20 protein-coding genes are annotated in these 17,312 nt (G+C 69.1%); 11 read left to right on the top strand and 9 right to left on the bottom strand.

Annotation, left to right across the window (positions count from 1 at the left end):
* Positions 1-3: 3 nt before the first annotated feature.
* Positions 4-1,182 (bottom strand): MFS transporter, encoded by a 1,179-nt coding sequence (locus tag F9C11_RS02785; protein ID WP_409183386.1) that lies wholly within the window; start codon positions 1,180-1,182, stop codon positions 4-6.
* A gap of 185 nt (positions 1,183-1,367) precedes the next feature.
* Entirely contained in the window at positions 1,368-1,691 is a 324-nt protein-coding gene (locus tag F9C11_RS02780) for an ArsR/SmtB family transcription factor (RefSeq protein WP_409183385.1), read from the bottom strand.
* A 109-nt stretch (positions 1,692-1,800) separates the two neighbouring features.
* Between F9C11_RS02780 and F9C11_RS02775 the strand changes: the two genes are divergently transcribed.
* Positions 1,801-2,991, top strand: coding sequence for an MFS transporter (locus F9C11_RS02775; RefSeq protein ID WP_409183384.1), 1,191 nt, complete (start codon positions 1,801-1,803; stop codon positions 2,989-2,991).
* Between the two features lie 13 nt (positions 2,992-3,004).
* Complete coding sequence (locus F9C11_RS02770; RefSeq protein ID WP_409183383.1) at positions 3,005-3,652, top strand: spermidine synthase; 648 nt, start codon at positions 3,005-3,007, stop codon at positions 3,650-3,652.
* A gap of 39 nt (positions 3,653-3,691) precedes the next feature.
* Here the strand turns inward: F9C11_RS02770 and F9C11_RS02765 are convergent, their stop codons facing one another.
* Positions 3,692-4,273, bottom strand: a complete 582-nt coding sequence (locus tag F9C11_RS02765; protein WP_409183382.1) for an HhH-GPD-type base excision DNA repair protein — start codon at positions 4,271-4,273, stop codon at positions 3,692-3,694.
* Positions 4,274-4,300: 27 nt separating this feature from the next.
* Complete coding sequence (locus F9C11_RS02760) at positions 4,301-5,062, bottom strand: AraC family transcriptional regulator (RefSeq protein ID WP_409183381.1); 762 nt, start codon at positions 5,060-5,062, stop codon at positions 4,301-4,303.
* 50 nt (positions 5,063-5,112) lie between these two features.
* On the opposite strand from F9C11_RS02760, the gene F9C11_RS02755 reads away from it, so the two are divergent.
* Positions 5,113-5,526 (top strand): DUF2000 family protein, encoded by a 414-nt coding sequence (locus F9C11_RS02755; protein ID WP_409183380.1) that lies wholly within the window; start codon positions 5,113-5,115, stop codon positions 5,524-5,526.
* Positions 5,527-5,611: 85 nt separating this feature from the next.
* Here the strand turns inward: F9C11_RS02755 and F9C11_RS02750 are convergent, their stop codons facing one another.
* The 3 genes from F9C11_RS02750 to F9C11_RS02740 are packed head-to-tail and all read right to left on the bottom strand — an operon-like array spanning position 5,612 to position 7,120.
* Positions 5,612-6,211: a class I SAM-dependent methyltransferase gene (locus F9C11_RS02750; protein ID WP_409183379.1), complete on the bottom strand. Its 600-nt coding sequence runs from the start codon at positions 6,209-6,211 to the stop codon at positions 5,612-5,614.
* Between the two features lie 29 nt (positions 6,212-6,240).
* Positions 6,241-6,606 (bottom strand): DUF2203 domain-containing protein, encoded by a 366-nt coding sequence (locus F9C11_RS02745; protein WP_037712331.1) that lies wholly within the window; start codon positions 6,604-6,606, stop codon positions 6,241-6,243.
* Positions 6,607-6,643: 37 nt separating this feature from the next.
* Positions 6,644-7,120: a hypothetical protein gene (locus tag F9C11_RS02740; RefSeq protein ID WP_409183378.1), complete on the bottom strand. Its 477-nt coding sequence runs from the start codon at positions 7,118-7,120 to the stop codon at positions 6,644-6,646.
* 227 nt (positions 7,121-7,347) lie between these two features.
* Between F9C11_RS02740 and F9C11_RS02735 the strand changes: the two genes are divergently transcribed.
* Together F9C11_RS02735 and F9C11_RS02730 are read left to right on the top strand one after the other, a co-directional pair.
* Positions 7,348-8,571, top strand: a complete 1,224-nt coding sequence (locus F9C11_RS02735; protein WP_101435914.1) for an NADP-dependent isocitrate dehydrogenase — start codon at positions 7,348-7,350, stop codon at positions 8,569-8,571.
* A 190-nt stretch (positions 8,572-8,761) separates the two neighbouring features.
* Positions 8,762-9,073: an SH3 domain-containing protein gene (locus F9C11_RS02730; protein WP_409183377.1), complete on the top strand. Its 312-nt coding sequence runs from the start codon at positions 8,762-8,764 to the stop codon at positions 9,071-9,073.
* 381 nt (positions 9,074-9,454) lie between these two features.
* Here the strand turns inward: F9C11_RS02730 and F9C11_RS02725 are convergent, their stop codons facing one another.
* Positions 9,455-10,186: an MBL fold metallo-hydrolase gene (locus F9C11_RS02725; RefSeq protein WP_409183376.1), complete on the bottom strand. Its 732-nt coding sequence runs from the start codon at positions 10,184-10,186 to the stop codon at positions 9,455-9,457.
* A gap of 62 nt (positions 10,187-10,248) precedes the next feature.
* On the opposite strand from F9C11_RS02725, the gene F9C11_RS02720 reads away from it, so the two are divergent.
* The 4 genes from F9C11_RS02720 (at position 10,249) to yhjD (ending at position 14,263) form a co-directional block, all read left to right on the top strand.
* Positions 10,249-11,064 carry an exodeoxyribonuclease III gene (locus F9C11_RS02720; protein WP_409183375.1) on the top strand — a complete coding sequence of 272 codons (816 nt, stop codon included), beginning with the start codon at positions 10,249-10,251 and terminating at the stop codon, positions 11,062-11,064.
* A 347-nt stretch (positions 11,065-11,411) separates the two neighbouring features.
* Entirely contained in the window at positions 11,412-11,834 is a 423-nt protein-coding gene (locus tag F9C11_RS02715; RefSeq protein WP_409183374.1) for a hypothetical protein, read from the top strand.
* Between the two features lie 328 nt (positions 11,835-12,162).
* Entirely contained in the window at positions 12,163-13,182 is a 1,020-nt protein-coding gene (gene trpS / locus F9C11_RS02710; RefSeq protein WP_409183373.1) for a tryptophan--tRNA ligase, read from the top strand.
* 67 nt (positions 13,183-13,249) lie between these two features.
* Positions 13,250-14,263: an inner membrane protein YhjD gene (gene yhjD, locus F9C11_RS02705; protein ID WP_409183372.1), complete on the top strand. Its 1,014-nt coding sequence runs from the start codon at positions 13,250-13,252 to the stop codon at positions 14,261-14,263.
* A gap of 56 nt (positions 14,264-14,319) precedes the next feature.
* On the opposite strand, the gene F9C11_RS02700 is transcribed toward yhjD, so the two are convergent.
* The gene (locus tag F9C11_RS02700; RefSeq protein WP_409183371.1) at positions 14,320-15,549 is read right to left on the bottom strand and encodes a D-alanyl-D-alanine carboxypeptidase family protein; all 1,230 of its coding nucleotides are present in this window, start codon (positions 15,547-15,549) and stop codon (positions 14,320-14,322) included.
* A gap of 42 nt (positions 15,550-15,591) precedes the next feature.
* On the opposite strand from F9C11_RS02700, the gene F9C11_RS02695 reads away from it, so the two are divergent.
* Together F9C11_RS02695 and F9C11_RS02690 are read left to right on the top strand one after the other, a co-directional pair.
* Positions 15,592-15,837, top strand: a complete 246-nt coding sequence (locus tag F9C11_RS02695; protein ID WP_409183370.1) for an SCO4848 family membrane protein — start codon at positions 15,592-15,594, stop codon at positions 15,835-15,837.
* Positions 15,838-15,915: 78 nt separating this feature from the next.
* Positions 15,916-17,298, top strand: coding sequence for a S8 family peptidase (locus F9C11_RS02690; protein WP_409183369.1), 1,383 nt, complete (start codon positions 15,916-15,918; stop codon positions 17,296-17,298).
* Positions 17,299-17,312 lie beyond the last annotated feature (14 nt).

Genomic DNA, 17,312 nt, shown 5'->3' with positions numbered 1-17,312 from the left:
CCGTCAGGACGCGAGCGCGAGTTCCTTCTCGACTCGCGCCTCGCGCCGGTCCAGCAAGCCGGACACCGCGGCGATCGACACGCCGAGCACGGCCAGCAGCGCGCCGACCCAGTTCGGGGCCAGCAGGCCGAGCCCGCCCGCGATGACGAGGCCGCCGAGGTACGCGCCGATCGAGTTGGCGATGTTGAACGCCGACTGCACCGCGGCCGAGACCAGCGACGGCGTGCCGCCCGCCTTCTCCATGATCCGCGCCTGCATCATCGGGCCGATCATGAAGCCCGCGACGCCGACGAAGAAGATCGTCACCGCCGCGCCGACCTTGCCCTGCGCGGTCACGGTGAAGATCGCCAGCACGGTGGCGAGCGCGAGCAGCGCGACGTACAGGCTCGGCATCAGCGCCTTGTCCGCGAGCCGTCCGCCGAGGTAGTTGCCGATCGTCATGCCGACCCCGGCCAGCGAAAGCAGCACCGTGACGTTGGCAGGCGAGTATCCGGCGACGTCGGTCAGCATCGGCGCGATGTAGGACATGCAGGCGAACACGCCGCCGAGGCCGAACATCACGATCGCCAGCGCCAGCCACACCTGCGGGCGGCGGAACGCGCCCAGTTCGCCGCGGATCGACGGGTCGGCCGGGCGGCCCTGGTGCGGCACCAGTTTCGCGATGGCGGCGATGGCGAGCAGGCCGATCACCGCGACGACGCCGAACGTCGCGCGCCAGCCGACCTGCTGGCCGAGCAGCGTGCCGAGCGGGACGCCGATGACGTTCGCCAGCGTCAGGCCCATGAACATCATCGACACGGCCTTCGCGCGCTGGCCCGGCTGCGCGAGGCTGGACGCGACGACCGCGCCCGCGCCGAAGAACGCGCCGTGCGGCAGGCCGGCGAGGAACCGGAACGCGATGCCGAAGTCCTGGTTCGGCGAGAGCGCGAACAGCGCGTTGCCGACCGTGAACAGGCCCATCATCGCCAGCAGCATCGTTTTGCGCGGCAGCCGGACGGCCAGCGCGGTGAGCAGCGGCGCGCCGATCACCACGCCGAGCGCGTAGGCGGAGATGAAGTAGCCCGCGGACGGGATGTCGATGTGGAAGTCCGCGGCGGTCAGAGGCAGCACACCCATCATCACGAACTCGGTGGTACCGATGCCGAAGGCACCGACGGCGAGCGCGAGCAACGCGACGGGCACGGCTCTCCCTTCCTGAAGAAATCGTTTTCTCATCGCCTGGGTCACAGGCTTCTGAAGCGCTTTAGAACGAGGGCAAAAAACTAGACAGCCCCGACGTCGTCGTGCTGTCTCGCTCTAGTTCAACCGATGGAGGGCGGCCTTGTCATCCCGGTATCCGGGTGAGGCCCGCCACGTAGCGCGACGGTTCAGCGCGGCGCGGCCAGCACGCCGTCGAGCAGTCCGGGGAACAGCGCGTCGAGATCCTTGCGGCGCAACGAGTTGTACCGGGTGGTGCCTACCTGGCGGCCGGCGAACACCCCGGCCTGGCGCAGGATCGCGAGGTGGTGGGTGAGTGTGGACTTGGTCACCGGCACCTCGAACCCGCTGCACGAGAGCTCCGTTTCGGAGTTCGCCAGCTGCCGGACCATCGCCAGCCGGACCGGGTCGGCCAGTGCGCGCAGCACTCCTTCGACGGTGATCTCGTCGCGGTCCGGGTAGGCGAGCGGGGGCAGGGGCGCGGAAGCGGGCATGTGTCCATAGTACGACGGCTGTCGAAATTGTCAGCGGCTCCGTGTACGGTCGTCATCGAACTACGACGTTCATCGAACTACCCGTTCAGTTCTCATTGGGGGGACATTCATGTCCAGCGTCTCGTCTTCGGCCGCGGCCCGGAACTCGGTGCTCGCGTTCGGGGCCTTCGGCGTCGGCACCAGCGGCTACATCGTGGCCGGCCTGTTGCCGGCGCTGACCTCCGAGCTGCACATCTCCGCGACGGCGGCGGCGCAGCTCGTCACCTCGTTCGCCATCGCGTACGCGGTGGGCTCGCCGCTGTTCGCCGCCGCCACCGGCCGATGGGAACGGCGCACCCTGCTGGTCGCCGCACTCGCGGTGGCCGCGGTCGGGAACATCTTCGCGGCCGTCGCGCCGGGGTACACCACGCTGCTGATCGCGCGGGTCGTCACGGCGATCGGGGCCGCCGTCTACACCCCGGCTGCCACCGCCGTCGCCGCTGAGCTGACCACGCCGGAACGTCGCGGTCGCGCCGTTTCGCTGGTGTTCGGGGGACTCACCATCGCGCTGATCTTCGGCGTTCCGTTGGGCAGCGTGATCTCCCAGCAGTTCGGTTACGCGGGCGCGTTCCTGTTCGTCGGCCTCCTGTCCCTGCTCGGTGCGCTCGGCGTGCGGGTCGCGCTGCCGAAGGTCGCGCCGCCGCCGGTGGTCGGGCTCGCCGAGCGGTTCGCGGTCGCGCGGGACAAGCGAGTGGTCGCGCTGCTGGTCACCACCACGCTCGCCTGCCTCGCCGCGTTCATGGTCTACACGCTGGTGTCGCCGGTGCTGTCCGCGACGGCGGGCGTTTCCGGCGGGACGATCACGGTGCTGCTGTTCTGCTACGGCATCGGCGGTGCGATCGGCAACTTCGCCGGAGGTCGCGCGGCTGACCGCTGGGGTGCGCGCAAGCCGCTGCTGATCGTGCTGATCGGCTTCACCGCGGTGATGGCGCTGCTGCCGTTCACCGCGACGACCGTGGTCGGGGCCGGGATCACGTTGTTCGTGTGGGGCTTGGCGAACTGGTCGTTCAGCCCGCCGCTGCAGCACCGGCTCATCGAACTGTCGCCGAGGCACGCCGGTCTCGCGCTGTCGCTCAACGCGTCGGCGATCTACCTGGGCGTCGGGCTGTCCGGCGTCGTCGGCGGTGCGGTGCTGACCTCGGCCGGACCGACCGTGCTGCCGGAGGTCGCCGCGGTCCTCGCCGCCGCGGCGATGCTCGTGATCGTGTTCTTCTGGGGCGCGCGCAAGCGGGTTGAGGTCCGCGAGAAGGTCACGGTCTGAGAAGCTGCCGGGCGTGGCGGAGGTACTGGAAACCGTGTCCGGGCACGGCGGCGAACTGGTGCTGCGGCGCGACGGCGCCGAGTTCGAGGTGATCGAAAACGGGATGTTCCTGATGGACACCCGCAACGGCGAGTCGGAACGGCTGCTCGTGACCGGGGCGGCCGACCGGCTCGCGCCCGGCGCGCGAGTGCTGATCGGCGGCCTCGGCGTCGGGTTCTCGCTGCGCGCCGCGCTGGATCATTCCGCGGTCGGCTCGGTGGTCGTGGTGGAACGCGAACCGGCGGTGATCGCCTGGAACCGCACCGGTCCGCTGCGCGAGGTCCACGGCGCGGCGCTGGACGATCCGCGGGTGACGGTGGTCGAGGCGGATCTGCTGGAGTGGCTGCGAACGACGACCGAGACGTTCGACGCGCTGTGCCTGGACATCGACAACGGTCCAGAGTGGACGGTCACCGAGGGGAATGCCTCGCTGTACGCCGATTCCGGCTTGGCCGGGTTGTCTCGGTTGCTGCGTCCGGGCGGAGTGCTGGCGGTGTGGAGCGCGGGCGCGGCACCGGGGTTCACGGCTCGGTTGCGGGAGCGGTTCGCCGAGGTGGACGTGGTGGAGGTTCCGGTGCCGCGCGGAGAACCGGACGTGGTCTGGTTCGCGCGAGGCTTGTGAGTGTTTATCGCGGTTCTAACCGGGATAAACACTCACGAGTCAGTTCGCCTTGGCGGCGGCCTTCGCGGCCTTCTTGAACGCGCGCACCTCGCCGAGCGTCTTGGCGTCCGTCACGTCGGCAATGGACCGACGCGAGCCGCGGTCGCCGTACGCACCCGCGGCTTCTCGCCAGCCCTTCGGGGCGACGCCGCGCTGTTTGCCCAGCAGCGCCAGGAAGATCTTCGCCTTCTGCTCGCCGAACCCGGGCAGCGCCTTGAGCCGCTTCAGCACTTCCTGGCCGTCCGGCTTGGGGCGGCCGTCGAGCCAGATGCCCTCGGTGCGGCCGTCGTAGTTCTCGATGATGTGCAGCGCGAGCGCGTGCACCCGGCGCGCCATCGAGCCGCCGTAGCGGTGGATCGCCGGCGGGACCACGCACATCTCGACGAACTTCTCGACGTCCGTCGCGGCGATCTTGCGCAGGTCGAAGCCGTCCATCCGGTCGGCGATCTTCCGCGGGCCCGCGAAGGCGTGCTCCATGGGGTACTGCTGGTCCAGCAGCATTCCGGTGAGCAGGGCGAACGGGTCGTCGTTGAGCAGCTTGTCGGCCGCCGGGTCGCCGGTCAGGTGCAGTTCGCGCAGCATGGCGTCATCTTCGCACAAACCGCCCGGTCAGCCGCGTGCGAAGCGGGCCGGGGTGGTGCCGAGGTAGCGGCGGAAGTGCCGGGTCAGGTGGGCTTGGTCGGTAAACCCGGCGGTGGTGGCGACGGTCGCGGGCGGGGTGCCGTCGAGCAGCAGGCGGCGGGCGTGGTCGACGCGGCGGCCGGTGACGTACCGGTGCGGCGGCAGTCCGAAGCGGCGGCCGAAGGCGCGGACCAGGTGGACCGGGTGCGCGCCGAGCACCTGCGAGGCGTCGGCCAGGGTCAGCGAATCCGGCAGGCGTTCGTCCAGGAGGTCGCGCAGGTCGTCGGCCAGGCTGCGGTCGGGCGGCGGGCTCGTCGGGCGGCCGAGGTGGGTGCGCAGCCGCTGGGCGACCAGGGCCAGGCGGCTTTCGGCTTCCAGCGGTTCGGCGAGTGACTGGTGCAGCTGGTGGATTCTGGTGCGCAGCAATGGATCCGGCAGGCTCGGCTGGTCGACGGCGGCCCCGATCAGGTCGTCGCCGAGCACGTCGGCGTCGAGGTAGAGCACGCGTTTGCGGAAGCCCTGGCTGGTCGCGGCGCGCCCGTCGTGCGTGACGTTCGGCGGCAGCAGCGTGACGGCCGTGCCGAGTGCGCCGTGGTGGTGCCGGTCGAGGTCGTAGCTGATCACGCCGTCGTCGACGATCAGCAGCGTCCAGGTGTCGTGCGTGTGCGCGGGGTAGGCGTGATCGGTGAACCGGGCGTGGAACGCCTCGGCGATCCCGGGCACCGAAGGGCGCCAAGCCGACACCGTCATGTTCAAAACGTACAAGACCTGCGCGCGGCCCCGAGCCGATGCTGTCCGGCATGACCCGATTCGACACGAAGATCGCCGTGCTGCTGCGGGACGACTTGGCCTCGTGGCAACGGCTGAACGTCACGGCATTCCTGGTGAGCGGCGTGGCCCACACGACGCCCGAACTGATCGGCGAGCCCTACCTCGACGCCGACGACACGGAGTACCTGCCGATGTTCCGCCAGCCGGTACTCGTGTTCGCGGGCGCCGCCGAGACGCTCGCGCTGGCGCACAGCCGCGCGCTCTCGCGGGGTCTGCGGTTCTCGATCTTCACCGACGAACTGTTCCAAACCGGCAATGACGTCGACAATCGCGCGGCGGTGCGGGCGGTGCCGCGGGAGAAACTGGCGTTGGCCGGGATGGCGGTGCACGGGCCGAAGAACGCGGTGGACAAGATCCTCAAGGGCGCTCGGCTGCACGGCTGAATGGCGAGTTGCCGAAGCGGCGGAGCGTCGCGCGCAGGATGTGATCGATTGTGCTGCTATGACTCCGCCGCTCACGGCGAACTAGTTAAGCCTCCGCGAAAACCGCGAAAACCTGCCGTACCCGGTCGCCCTGATCGAGGGTTACGTGCTGTGCCGTCGCCGAGCTGAATCCGGCGTCGGTGGCCAGTGCGGCGGCTTCCTCGAGGGTGCCCGGGACGCGCAGGTCGCGCGGGACCGCCTCGGCGAATTTGCCGGTCGGCTTGAAGCGTTCCGCCGACACCATGCTGAACGCCAGCTTTCCGCCCGGGCGCAGCACTCGCCGCCAGTCCGCCAGGGCGGCCGGGCCGAGGAAGTGCAGTGCGGACGCGCAGACGACCGCGTCCGCCTCGCCGTCGCCGATCGGCAGCGGTACCGCTGAGCCGACCTGCCAGGTGATCCGGCCGTCCGGGTCGCGGTCGGCGGCTTTCGCGCGGGCGATCTCGATCATCGTGGGGGAAAGGTCGATCGCGAACACCGCGGCGGGTTCCAGCCGCAGTGCTGAGAAGGCCGCCGCGCCGGTGCCCGCGGCGACGTCGACCAGCAGGGCGGGCTTCGGGGCCAGGCCGTCGATCAGCCGCTCGGCCACGTACGGGTGGAAGGTGTCCTCGTCGTATCCCGCCGCGTCGGCGTCGAAAAGTGTGGTCACTCCGTCACCGTAGTGCGGTTGACCAGTGATTATCCGGGCAACCGGCGGCGGCCGGCGAAACCGAGGTCGGCCCGGTGGTACCAGGACAGCTCGCGGTCGCCTTCGAGCCAGCACAGCAGCACGTCGTCGCCGTCGAGGGAGGACGGGAAGTCCACGAGCAGCGGGGCGAACCCCTTCAGCTCGGCCCCGGTCGCCTGGATCGCGGTCATCAGGTCGTCCAGCCGGGCCTGCGCGGCCTTCCACTCCGGCAGGCCGCCGAGGCTGGTGTCGCGTCCGCCCGGACGCAGGGACGCGGCGAGTTCGGCGGCGTCGGCGCGGACCCGGATCAGCTCGGCGAGCACGGGAAGCAGCCGGGCGAGTTCGGCGCGGGCCTCGGCTACGGTGAACAATCCCATCTGCAAATACTCTCACCGGGCCCGCGCCGTCCCGCCGCTACCTGCGCCGGCGCGCCAGCGTCGTCGCCAGACCCGTGCCGACCAGCAGGAATCCGGTGCCGAGCAGGGCACCGGAAACCAGCCAGCCGCCGAAGCCCGCCGCCACCTCGTCGCCCGGCAGCAGGCGCAGCAGGTCGTATCCGGTCCGCGGCGACACGAGCGTGACCACCCCGGGCAGCACTCCCCAGACCAGCCCGCCGACGACCGGCCCGGCCGACGACCACGCGCCGAGCGCGGCCACGCCGACCAGCAGCAGCGCGCCGATCACCAGCAGCGTGGCGCCGAGGCTGTCGCCGTGTTCGGCGAAGGTCGCCGCCACCTTCGCCTGCTGGCGGAAGCCGCCGAAGGCCAGCACGCCGATCGCGATCGGCGTGAGCACGAGGCCGGACAGCCCGCTCAGCACGCGGGCGGCGGCGCGGCTGCTCGGCTGCTGCGCCATCGCCGGTTGGGCGGGGTAGGGCGCGGGGTACGACATGACGGTGACCTCCCAGGCTGTGGTTACGCGATGGGATGATCGCCGGGCTCGTCCGGTTCCCTCGGGCGGGGCCGGATCGTGCCCGGTCGGAGGGCCGGGTCAAGGGTGGTAGAGACTTGATTCCGACCACTTCTGGAACCATCCAGCTCTGTTAAGCAGTACGCTTGTACCGCTATCGGAGAGCGAAGAAGCGAACGCGAAGATCCGCGGAAGGAGCACCGCTGCTCATGGCCAAGATCAAGGTCCAGGGCACCGTCGTCGAACTCGACGGCGACGAGATGACCCGCATTATCTGGCAGTTCATCAAGGACAAGCTGATCCACCCGTACCTGGACGTCAACCTGGACTACTACGACCTGGGCATCGAGGAGCGGGACCGCACCGACGACCAGATCACGGTCGACGCCGCCAACGCCATCAAGCAGCACGGCGTCGGCGTCAAGTGCGCCACGATCACGCCCGACGAGGCGCGCGTGGAGGAGTTCGGCCTCAAGAAGATGTGGGTGTCCCCGAACGGGACCATCCGCAACATCCTCGGCGGCGTGATCTTCCGCGAGCCGATCGTCATGCGGAACGTCCCCCGGCTGGTACCGGGCTGGACCAAGCCGATCATCATCGGCCGGCACGCGCACGGCGACCAGTACAAGGCCACCAACTTCAAGGTCCCCGGCCCGGGCACCCTGACGATGACCTACACCCCGGAAGACGGCTCCGAGCCGATGGAGTTCCAGGTCGCGAACTTCCCCGAGGGCGGCGGCGTCGCGATGGGGATGTTCAACTTCCGCAAGTCGATCGAGGACTTCGCGCGCGCGTCGCTGCAGTACGGCCTCGACCGCGAGTACCCGGTCTACCTCTCGACCAAGAACACGATCCTCAAGGCCTACGACGGCATGTTCAAGGACGTGTTCCAGGAGATCTTCGAGACCGAGTTCAAGGCCGACTTCGACGCCAAGGGCATCACCTACGAGCACCGGCTGATCGACGACATGGTCGCCGCGTCGCTCAAGTGGGAGGGCGGCTACGTCTGGGCGTGCAAGAACTACGACGGCGACGTCCAGTCCGACACCGTCGCGCAGGGCTTCGGTTCGCTCGGCCTGATGACCTCGGTGCTGCGCACGCCGGACGGCAAGACCGTCGAGGCCGAGGCCGCGCACGGCACGGTCACCCGGCACTACCGCCAGCACCAGCAGGGCAAGCCGACCTCCACGAACCCGATCGCCTCGATCTACGCGTGGACCCGGGGCCTCGAGCACCGCGGCAAGCTGGACGGCAACTCCGAGCTGATCGGCTTCGCGAACAAGCTGGAGCAGGTCGTCGTCGACACCGTCGAGGGCGGCAAGATGACCAAGGACCTCGCGCTGCTGGTCGGCAAGGACCAGGAATGGCAGACGACCGAGGAGTTCCTCGCGACGCTGGACGAGAACCTGGCCAAGAAGATCGCGCAGGGCTGATCTTTCTTTAGCCGTTTGGGAGAAGGGCACCTCGGAGGAGTCTTCCGAGGTGCCCTTCTCTTTTTTGTGACTCTTCGTGTTGTGTCGGTGACCGGATTGGCACCTCCGGGTGGAATGGCGGCCAGAGCCTGTCCGGGCGCGGGCGGAATGCCTACTCTGGACGAGGGGTTTTCGCGACTGAGGAGCGGCCGTGATTCTGGGTTTGCCCAAGAAGACACTGATTATTATCGGGGTCATCGCCGCGGTCGTGGTCATCTACGCGTTCGGCCAGAAAGGCCAGGCCGACGCGCAGGGGTCCCCGACCGGGTGCAAGGTCTCGGTGACCGCCGACGTGCTCAACGCGCGGGAAACCGCAGCGGGCAACGGGAAAGTCGTCGGGAAGTACTTGCGTGGCGCGGAATTCGACGCACAACCCGTGGTGCAGAACGGCTTTCGGAAGATCGCCGACACCAAGTGGGTCGCGGACAGCTTCGTGACGCCGCTTCCCGGGGCCAAGTGCTGAGTCCGGTTCGCACTGGCTGAGTGCCGGGGCGTTCGGTGCGGATGGGTTGCCGCGCTTGGGTTCGCGGGGTTGCCGGGTTGGGTGCGACACGTGGTTCGCCTGGGACTGAGCGGTGAGCTTGGTGCGGTGGGGTTGTCCCGTGTGGTGGGACAGTTTTCCGTTGTCCGGCTAGGAATGCCGAAGCGATCCTGGTGCTGGCGTCCGGAACGATGGGCGCCGCCACCGCCGGTCGGTTGAGCCGATGCGTCCGGACGGCTTCGGAAACGTTCGCGATTGCCGGACGCATTCCCCGCGCCCGTTCTGGTTCGGTTCGCTGTGCGCGCCGGGGTATCGAGGCGAAAGCGTTCAGCGCGGGCGTGGTTTGCGGTGCGGAACTCGCGATTATGCGTGATTCAGCATGAGTCCTTCTTCCGCGGCGAGCACTTCCCCGGAGAACTCGGCGCGGGCTTCGGCCACTGAAACCGCCCGGTCGGAACCCGGCCAGAAATGCGTGAGCACCAACGTCCGGACATTCGCCGCGGCGGCGAGCCGGCCTGCTTCGGCAGCGGTCATCAGGTAGCGGGGACCGTCCGGTGGCGCGCCTTGCAGCGTGGCTTCGCAGAGGAGGACGTCGGCGTCGCGGGCCAGGTCCGTCAGGTGCGGAGCGGGACCGGTGTCGCCTGAGTAGGCGAGGGTGTAGCCGGAGGTGGTGAGCCGGACTCCGTAGTTCGGCACGTGGTGCGGCAGGAGTGCGGTGGTGAGCCGGAACGGGCCGAGGTCGGTCTCCGGGCCGAGGTCGTGGAGGTCGAAGATCTCGTCGGGGGCCGGGTTGGGCTCCATCGCGGCCAGCCGCCGCACGCTGCCGGGGGTGCAGTGCATCGGGAGTTTGCGGTCGGTCGTGTAGTGGCGGGCCCGGCCGAGCGCGCTGACGTCCGCGAGGTGATCGGGATGCTCGTGGGTCACGACGATCGCGTCGAGCCGGTCGGCGGGGACGTGCCGGAAGAGCTGCGGCGCGGCTCCGTAGCCGAGGTCGAGCGCGACGTGGAAACCCTCGTGGGACAGCAGGAATCCGGCGCAGGCGCGACCGGGTTCCGGCCAGGCGCCGCAGCTGCCGAGGACGGTCAGTCGGGGCATGGCGGTCATTCTGGACTCATCCGACCGGCCGGGCCCGGAAATTGTCGGACCCGGCGGGTAGCGTGCGCGGGGTGCTGATCGTCTCCACTGTCAACGTCAATGGCCTCCGGGCCGCCGTCAAGAAGGGCTTCGTCGAGTGGCTGGCCGCCACTGAGGCGGATGTCGTCGCGTGTCAGGAAGTGCGGGCCGAGGCCGCGCAGCTGCCCGCGTCCGTCGTCGCGCCGGAGGGGTGGTTCGCCGCGCACGCGCCCTCGGCGGTGAAGGGGCGCAACGGGGTTTCGCTGTACAGCCGCGTCGAGCCGGACGAGGTGCGGACCGGGTTCGGCGAGCCCGAGTTCGAGGACAGCGGGCGGTACCTGGAAATGCACCTGCCCGGCGTGGTGGTGGCGAGCCTGTACCTGCCGAGCGGCGACGTCGGCACCGAACGGCAGGACGAGAAGGAGCGCTTCATGGCCGCGTTCCTGCCGTACCTGGTCGAGCTGCGCGCGAAGGCGGCCGCGGAGAGCCGGGAGGTCGTCGTGGTGGGCGACTGGAACATCGCCTACGACACCGTCGACCTCAAGAACTGGCGCGGCAACCAGAAGAACTCCGGCTTCCTTCCCGAGGAGCGCGAGTGGATGGGCCGTGTCTACGAGGCGGGCTACGTCGACGTCCAGCGCCGTCTCGATCCCGAGGGTCCCGGCCCGTACACGTGGTGGTCCTACCGGGGCAAGGCGTTCGACAACGACTCGGGCTGGCGCATCGACTGCCAGCTGGCGACTCCCGGCCTGGCGGAGAAGGCGACGTCGGTGGTGGTCGAGCGGGCGGAGTCCTATGACCAGCGCTGGTCGGACCACGCGCCGGTCACCGCGACCTACGACGTGCCGTTCCCGCGCTGAGCCGGTTGTCCTGCTGGTGACCAGCGGATGAAAACCTGCTGAGGGTAGTCCGGGTTTGTTCCGCGGGGTGATTCTGTCCGGTTCGGCCGGGGTCGAGGACACTGTGCGTGGTTCCGCGAGCGGCGCACGGCGCTGACCACCGACGACACCGAGACGGCAGGGGTGCCCTCGGTTACTCCCCGAGTGGGCGCTAGCCTCGGCTCCCGAGTTGATCAGATCCGACAGGTCTTGACACGCTCGGTAGTTTTCTGACCAGTAGCACGTCGAGAACTCATCCTTACGGGTGAGGGGCTCGCTCAGACAGTCACCTCGCGGGAGGCACTCCGGTGCGCAACCCAGGCCGGTTCGTGACACGGTCCACGCTGGCGCTCGGCCGTCCAGCGCTTCGCTCGTCCGTCACCCCGTCAGGGGCGGTCGGACGGACGCCGGTCCGCGACGCGGTGCGGGACGGTCGCGGTGCTGGCAGCCGTGCCCTGGCGGTCGCGAGCGGCCGGGTGCTGGCGGTGCTGGCGACGATCCTGGTCGCGGCCGCCGGAACGGGTGCGACGGCGTTCGCGGACGACAATGTGGTCCGGGCGGAAACGACGTCGACCGGCTTCGGGATGCTCGGACCGGTCGGCTTGGTCGCGGTGGGCTTCGGAGTCCTCGGGATGGCACTGGGCGTCCTCCGGCAGCGGCGCAAGGCCCGCGCCAAGGCGCTCGAGGCGATAGCCGCCGGGGCCGAGGAGCCGCCCCTGGAACCGGCTGCGCTGAATCTGCGGCAGTCCTAATCGGCTGGCTGGTTGCTGAGATTCTCGCGGCGCGAACCGCTCCCGCCCAGGCTCTGGAACCGGCTCCGGCTGCGCTGAATCTGCGACAGTCCTAATCCGCTCCCCGGTCCTCCCGCAACCGAGATCTTCCGCGGCACCGGACCGTCAAGCAGCGGTGAAATCCTCGGCTCCTTCCCCTGTCCGCAGGCCTGCTACGCCGCGCATCGGCAGCTCCTTCCCGGAACCAGATACCCAGGCGCAGGCCGCCGAAACGTCCTGTCTGCCCGTCCGTTCCGCGAACCGCCGGGCCCGCGGCGAAGCCTTCTCCGCAGCCTGAAAGAATCTCGGCGTGTCTGACGAACAGAACGGTCGCCTGCGGGTGCTTTCCGGGATTCAGCCCACTGCCGACTCCTTCCACCTCGGCAACTACCTCGGCGCCCTGCGTCAGTGGGTGCGGCTGCAGGACACCCACGAGACCTTCTACTGCGTCGTCGACCTGCACGCGATCACCGTCGAGCAGGACCCCAAGGTGCTGCTGGAGCGGACGCGGCGGTCGGCCGCTCAGCTGCTCGCCATCGGGGTCGACCCGGCGCGCAGTGCGCTGTTCGTGCAGAGCCACGTGCCCGAGCACGCTCAGCTGAGCTGGGTGCTCGAATGCCAGACCGGCTTCGGCGAGGCCGGGCGGATGACCCAGTTCAAGGACAAGGCCGCCAAACAGGGCAGCGACCACGCGAGCGTCGGCCTGTTCACCTACCCGGTGCTGATGGCCGCCGACATCCTGCTGTACCAGACGAACGCGGTGCCGGTCGGCGAGGACCAGCGGCAGCACCTCGAGCTGACCCGCAACCTCGCGCAGCGGTTCAACAGCCGGTTCGGCAAGACGTTCGTCATGCCGGAGCCGTTCATCGTCAAGGACACCGCGAAGATCTACGACCTGCAGGAGCCGACGGCGAAGATGAGCAAGTCGGCGGCGACCGGCAACGGGCTCATCGAACTGCTCGAGGACCCGAAGCGCTCGGCGAAGAAAATCCGTTCCGCGGTCACCGACACCGGCCGCGAGGTCCGGTTCGACCGCGAGGAGAAGGCCGGCGTCTCCAACCTGCTCACGATCTACTCGGCGCTGACCGACCGGACAATCGCCGACCTCGAAACCGCTTACGAGGGCAAGGGTTACGGCGATCTCAAGAAGGATCTCGCCGAGGTGCTCGTCGACTGGGTCACGCCGCTGCAGGAACGCGTTCAGTCCTATTTGGACGATGTCGCCGAGCTGGACCGGATCCTCGCCGCGGGTGCGCACCAGGCGCGCGAGGTCGCGTCGGCCACGCTCGCGTCGGTGTACGAGCGGATCGGGTTCCTGCCCGCCGGCTGATCGCGACCGGTAACCGGGCGGGCACGCTCGCGTTGCGGCGCCCGGTTGCCGTGGTTAGCGTTTTACAGTGGCGAACGAGACCGGTGACAAGGAAAAGCTGCTGCCCCGGCTGCGGCGGAAGTACCCGTGGCTGGATCACCTGATCCGCGCCAACGACTCCTTCAACGAAAACTACGGCAACCATTACGCGGCGGCGATCACGTACTTCAGCGTGCTGTCGGTGTTCCCGATCTTCATGGTGGCGTTCGCGATCGTCGGCATGGTGCTCGGGCACAACACCGCGGTGATCGACCAGATCACGCACGGGATCGACAGTTCGGTGCCGGAGGGGCTGCGCGGCCTGGTCAAGCAGATCACCGACGCGGCGCTGAAGTCCGGCAGCGGCATCGGGATCTTCGGGCTGCTGCTGGCGGCCTACTCCGGCATCGGCTGGATGGCCAACCTCCGCGACGCGCTCACCGCGCAGTGGGGGCAGGAGAAGAAGACGGAACCGTTCGTCAGCAGGACGATCAAGGACCTGCTGTCGCTGATCGGGCTCGGGCTGGCGCTGATCGTGTCGTTCGCGATCACCGCCGCGGGCAGCGGCCTCGGCGAGCTGCTGCTGGAACTGGTCGGGCTGGAAGGCCAGGGATGGGCGAAGTTCCTGCTGCACCTCGCGACGATCGTGCTCAGCCTCATCGCCAACGCGCTGGTCTTCCTGTGGGTGATCGCCCGGCTGCCCCGGGAGCACGTCGAACTGCGGAGCGCGGTCAAGGGCGCGCTCATCGCCGCGGTCGGATTCGTCGTTTTGCAGCAGGTCGCGACGATCTACCTGGCGAGCGTCACGAAGTCCCCGTCGGCCGCGATCTTCGGGCCGGTGATCGGGTTGCTGGTGTTCGCGAACCTGGTTTCGCGGTTCCTGCTGCTGGTGACGGCGTGGACGGCGACCGCGCGGGAGAACCAGCGACGCGTCGTGCAGCCGCCCGCTCCGGTGGTGCTGGAGCCGCGGGTGACGGTGCAGCACGGGCTCGGAATCGGCTCCGTGGCGGGCGCGTTCAGCGCTGGCGCGCTGCTGGCTTGGCTGGGCAGGCGGAAGAACTGACACCGGGAAAAGGGCCTCCTCGAGCGAATCGAGGAGGCCCTTTCTCTTGACCGGAGTTACCCGCGCACGTTGCGTTTGCGCTGGTAGCTGAGGACGAACCCGGCGATGATGATCAGGAGCACCACCACCGTCAGGATCCAGCCGGTCGTCCCGAACGGGTCCGGCTTCTCCGCCGCCGCGGTCGTCGCGCCCGCGGGAGTGACGCCCTTGTCCGACATCGGGGCGGCGTCGGAGGACAGCGGCTGGTAGGCGATCTGACCGACCGGCTGCGCGCCGTTCTTCTCCAGTGCGAAGCCGTAGTCGAGCAGTTTCGCCGCCTGGTCGACCACCTTCGTCGGGCGCTGCTCGGCCCGCATCAGCACGATCGCGAGGCGGTGCCCGTCGCGTTCCGCGCCGCCGACGTACGTGTGCCGCGCGTCGTCCGTGAAGCCCGTTTTCCCGCCGAGGAAACCGGGGTACACGCCGAGCAGCTTGTTGTCGTTGAACACCGGGATCGGCGGTTTCCCGTCGACGGCCGGGATCGTGTACGTCTTCGTCGCGACCGCCTTGGCGAACTCCGGCTGCTTCATCGCATAGTGGAAAACCAGGCTCAGGTCGTACGCCGAGGTCGACATGCCCGGTCCGTCGAGGCCGGACGGGGACGCCGCGCGGGTGTCGGTCGCGCCGATGCGGGCGGCGAGCGCGTTCATCTTGGTGACCGTCGCGTCGACGCCGCCGAGCGCGGTCGCGAAGGCGTGCGCCACGTCGTTGCCCGAATGCATCAGCAGGCCGTGCAGCAGCTGGTCCACCGTGTAGTGCGCGCCGGCGGCGATGCCGACGCAGGTGCATTCCTGCTCGGCGTCCTCCTTCGTCGGGACGATGACCTGCTCCGGCTTCATCTCGGTGACCACCACCAGCGCCAGCAGCGTCTTGATCAGCGACGCCGGCCGCTCCCGCGCGTGCGGGTCCTTCGCCGCGACGACCGCGCCGGTGTCGAGATCCTGCAGCACCCACGACGCCGAGGTGTCGCCCGCGGGCAGCGGCGGCGCGCCCGGCGGGAGGATCGGACCGCAGCCGCCGAGCCGGTCGCCGCCGACGGGCTGGGCGGGCACCGGAAGCGGCGGCGGGACGGTCTGGCCCGGCTTCGGCTTCTCCGAGGTGTCCACCGGGGGCGGCGGGACGGCGTGTTCGGTGCATTGCTCCGCCAGCGCCGGTGCGGCGAGGGCGACGGGCGCGGCGAAGACTGCGAGGGCTGCGGCGAGTGTCGCGGCGAATGCTCGCTGCGACCGGGCGAAAGCGGGGTGCACCCACGCAATCTAGCGCCGATGGTCCGGCGGCATACTCGAGACATGCGCATTTCCCGAGGTACCGCGATCGCCTTGTTCGCTTTCGGCATCTGGTCCTGGATCATTTGGATCACGTTCGCCAAGAATCTGTGGGCCAGCAACCAGTCGTGGGCGGCCGACGGTTCGCCCACCGGGTACTTCATCGTGCACGCGGTGCTGACGGTCGTTTCGTTCGTGCTCGGCACCGCGATCGGGGTGCTCGGCTGGCGCGGCATCCGGGCGACTTCGCGGGATCGCGCGAACACCTGATGCGGCGAAGCGACCTTTGGCCGGTGGCGGGGCGCGTCCGGGCGGCTTAGTTTCGGGCGAGACGACCATGGAGGCTGAATGTCCCGTTTACGTCGATTGCTCGTTCCCGTCGCGGCGGCTGGGATCGCCGCCGGTGCGGTGGCCGCGCCAGCGTCCGCCGCACCCGCGCCGTCGTGCGATGCCACCAGTACGCAATACAGCTACGTCGTGCTGTACCAACCGGGTGAGAAACAGAGTTCGGTCGATGCGGAGCTGGCCGCCAAATGCGGCAAGCGGATCGCGTACTACCCGGAGATCGGAGTCGCGGTCGCCAGCTCGCGCAACGCGGACTTCGCCGAGCGGATCGGCGTGAAACGGGCGTACTCGGGAGGCAAGGACGTCGCCGCGCAGGCCGCCGCCCGCGCCGGACTGCGCTCGGCGGTCGGGACGCTGGAGCGGACGGAGAGCGTCGCCACTAGTGACGATTTGTCGACTCAGCAGTGGGACATGCGGGCCATCCACGCTCCCGAGGCGAACAAGATCAACCCCGGTTCGCAGTCGGTCACCGTCGGAGTGCTGGATTCCGGCATCGACGCCAAACACCCCGCGCTCGCGCACGCGGTAGACCCCCGCTCTTCGACCGGCTGTGTCACCGGCGCGCCGGATGCCTCCGCGTGGACCCCGACGAACTCCGACCACGGCACGCACGTCGCCGGCACCATCGCGGGCAAGGACGTTAAACGCGGCTTCACCGGCATCGCGCCGGGCGTGCGTTTGGCGTCCGTGAAGGTGGTGAGCGACGAGGGCTACATCTTCCCCGAGGCGGCCGTCTGCGGCTTTGTCTGGGCCGCGCAGCACGGTTTCCAGGTGACGAACAACAGCTACTACATCGACCCCGGGATGTTCTACTGCCGCAACGAAGCGGGCGACGCTGCTGCGTACGAGGCCGTACGGCGCGCCGTGACGTACTCGACGCAGCGCGGAACTCTCAATGTCGCCGCGGCGGGGAACTCGGGCTTCGACGTCACGAAGCAGACTGTCGACCCGAACCGTCCACACAAGATCGACTCTTCGTGCGGCATCCTGCCGAAGGCGATCGACGGAGTGGTAACGGTGTCTGCGGTTGGTTACGCGGGCACGAAGTCTTCGTACTCCAACTACGGGGCGGTCACGGTTACCGCGCCAGGCGGGGATTTCGCGCAGCAGCCGCCTTCTGGACAGGGCGAGGGCTGCACGTTGTCGACGGTGTTCAACGGCGCGTACGGCACTAAGTGCGGCACTTCGATGGCTTCGCCGCACGCGGCTGGGGTCGCGGCTTTGCTGGCGTCTACGCACCGGAACGCGCCACCGCAGGCTTTGACGGCTTTGCTTACCGCGGAAGCGGATCCGGTGGCTTGCGAGGTGTCGGCTTGTGAAGGGCCGAAGCAGGACAACTCGTATTACGGGCACGGTTTGGTGAACGCGCTGGACGCGGTTCACTAACCGCGGCAACGAAA

It is taken from the genome of Amycolatopsis sp. VS8301801F10, assembly GCF_046195355.1.
Lineage (GTDB): Bacteria > Actinomycetota > Actinomycetes > Mycobacteriales > Pseudonocardiaceae > Amycolatopsis.
This window is presented reverse-complemented; position numbering and strand designations above follow the sequence as displayed.

What these genes read in the sequence shown, in the direction of transcription:
- F9C11_RS02780 (WP_409183385.1), bottom strand. Translation starts at nt 1,691, where the DNA reads ATGCCCGCTTCCGCGCCCCTGCCCCCGCTCGCCTACCCGGACCGCGAC.
- F9C11_RS02775 (WP_409183384.1), top strand. Translation starts at nt 1,801, where the DNA reads ATGTCCAGCGTCTCGTCTTCGGCCGCGGCCCGGAACTCGGTGCTCGCG.
- F9C11_RS02765 (WP_409183382.1), bottom strand. Translation starts at nt 4,273, where the DNA reads ATGCTGCGCGAACTGCACCTGACCGGCGACCCGGCGGCCGACAAGCTG.
- F9C11_RS02760 (WP_409183381.1), bottom strand. Translation starts at nt 5,062, where the DNA reads ATGACGGTGTCGGCTTGGCGCCCTTCGGTGCCCGGGATCGCCGAGGCG.
- F9C11_RS02755 (WP_409183380.1), top strand. Translation starts at nt 5,113, where the DNA reads ATGACCCGATTCGACACGAAGATCGCCGTGCTGCTGCGGGACGACTTG.
- F9C11_RS02745 (WP_037712331.1), bottom strand. Translation starts at nt 6,606, where the DNA reads ATGGGATTGTTCACCGTAGCCGAGGCCCGCGCCGAACTCGCCCGGCTG.
- F9C11_RS02740 (WP_409183378.1), bottom strand. Translation starts at nt 7,120, where the DNA reads ATGTCGTACCCCGCGCCCTACCCCGCCCAACCGGCGATGGCGCAGCAG.
- F9C11_RS02735 (WP_101435914.1), top strand. Translation starts at nt 7,348, where the DNA reads ATGGCCAAGATCAAGGTCCAGGGCACCGTCGTCGAACTCGACGGCGAC.
- F9C11_RS02725 (WP_409183376.1), bottom strand. Translation starts at nt 10,186, where the DNA reads ATGCCCCGACTGACCGTCCTCGGCAGCTGCGGCGCCTGGCCGGAACCC.
- F9C11_RS02695 (WP_409183370.1), top strand. Translation starts at nt 15,592, where the DNA reads ATGCGCATTTCCCGAGGTACCGCGATCGCCTTGTTCGCTTTCGGCATC.
- F9C11_RS02690 (WP_409183369.1), top strand. Translation starts at nt 15,916, where the DNA reads ATGTCCCGTTTACGTCGATTGCTCGTTCCCGTCGCGGCGGCTGGGATC.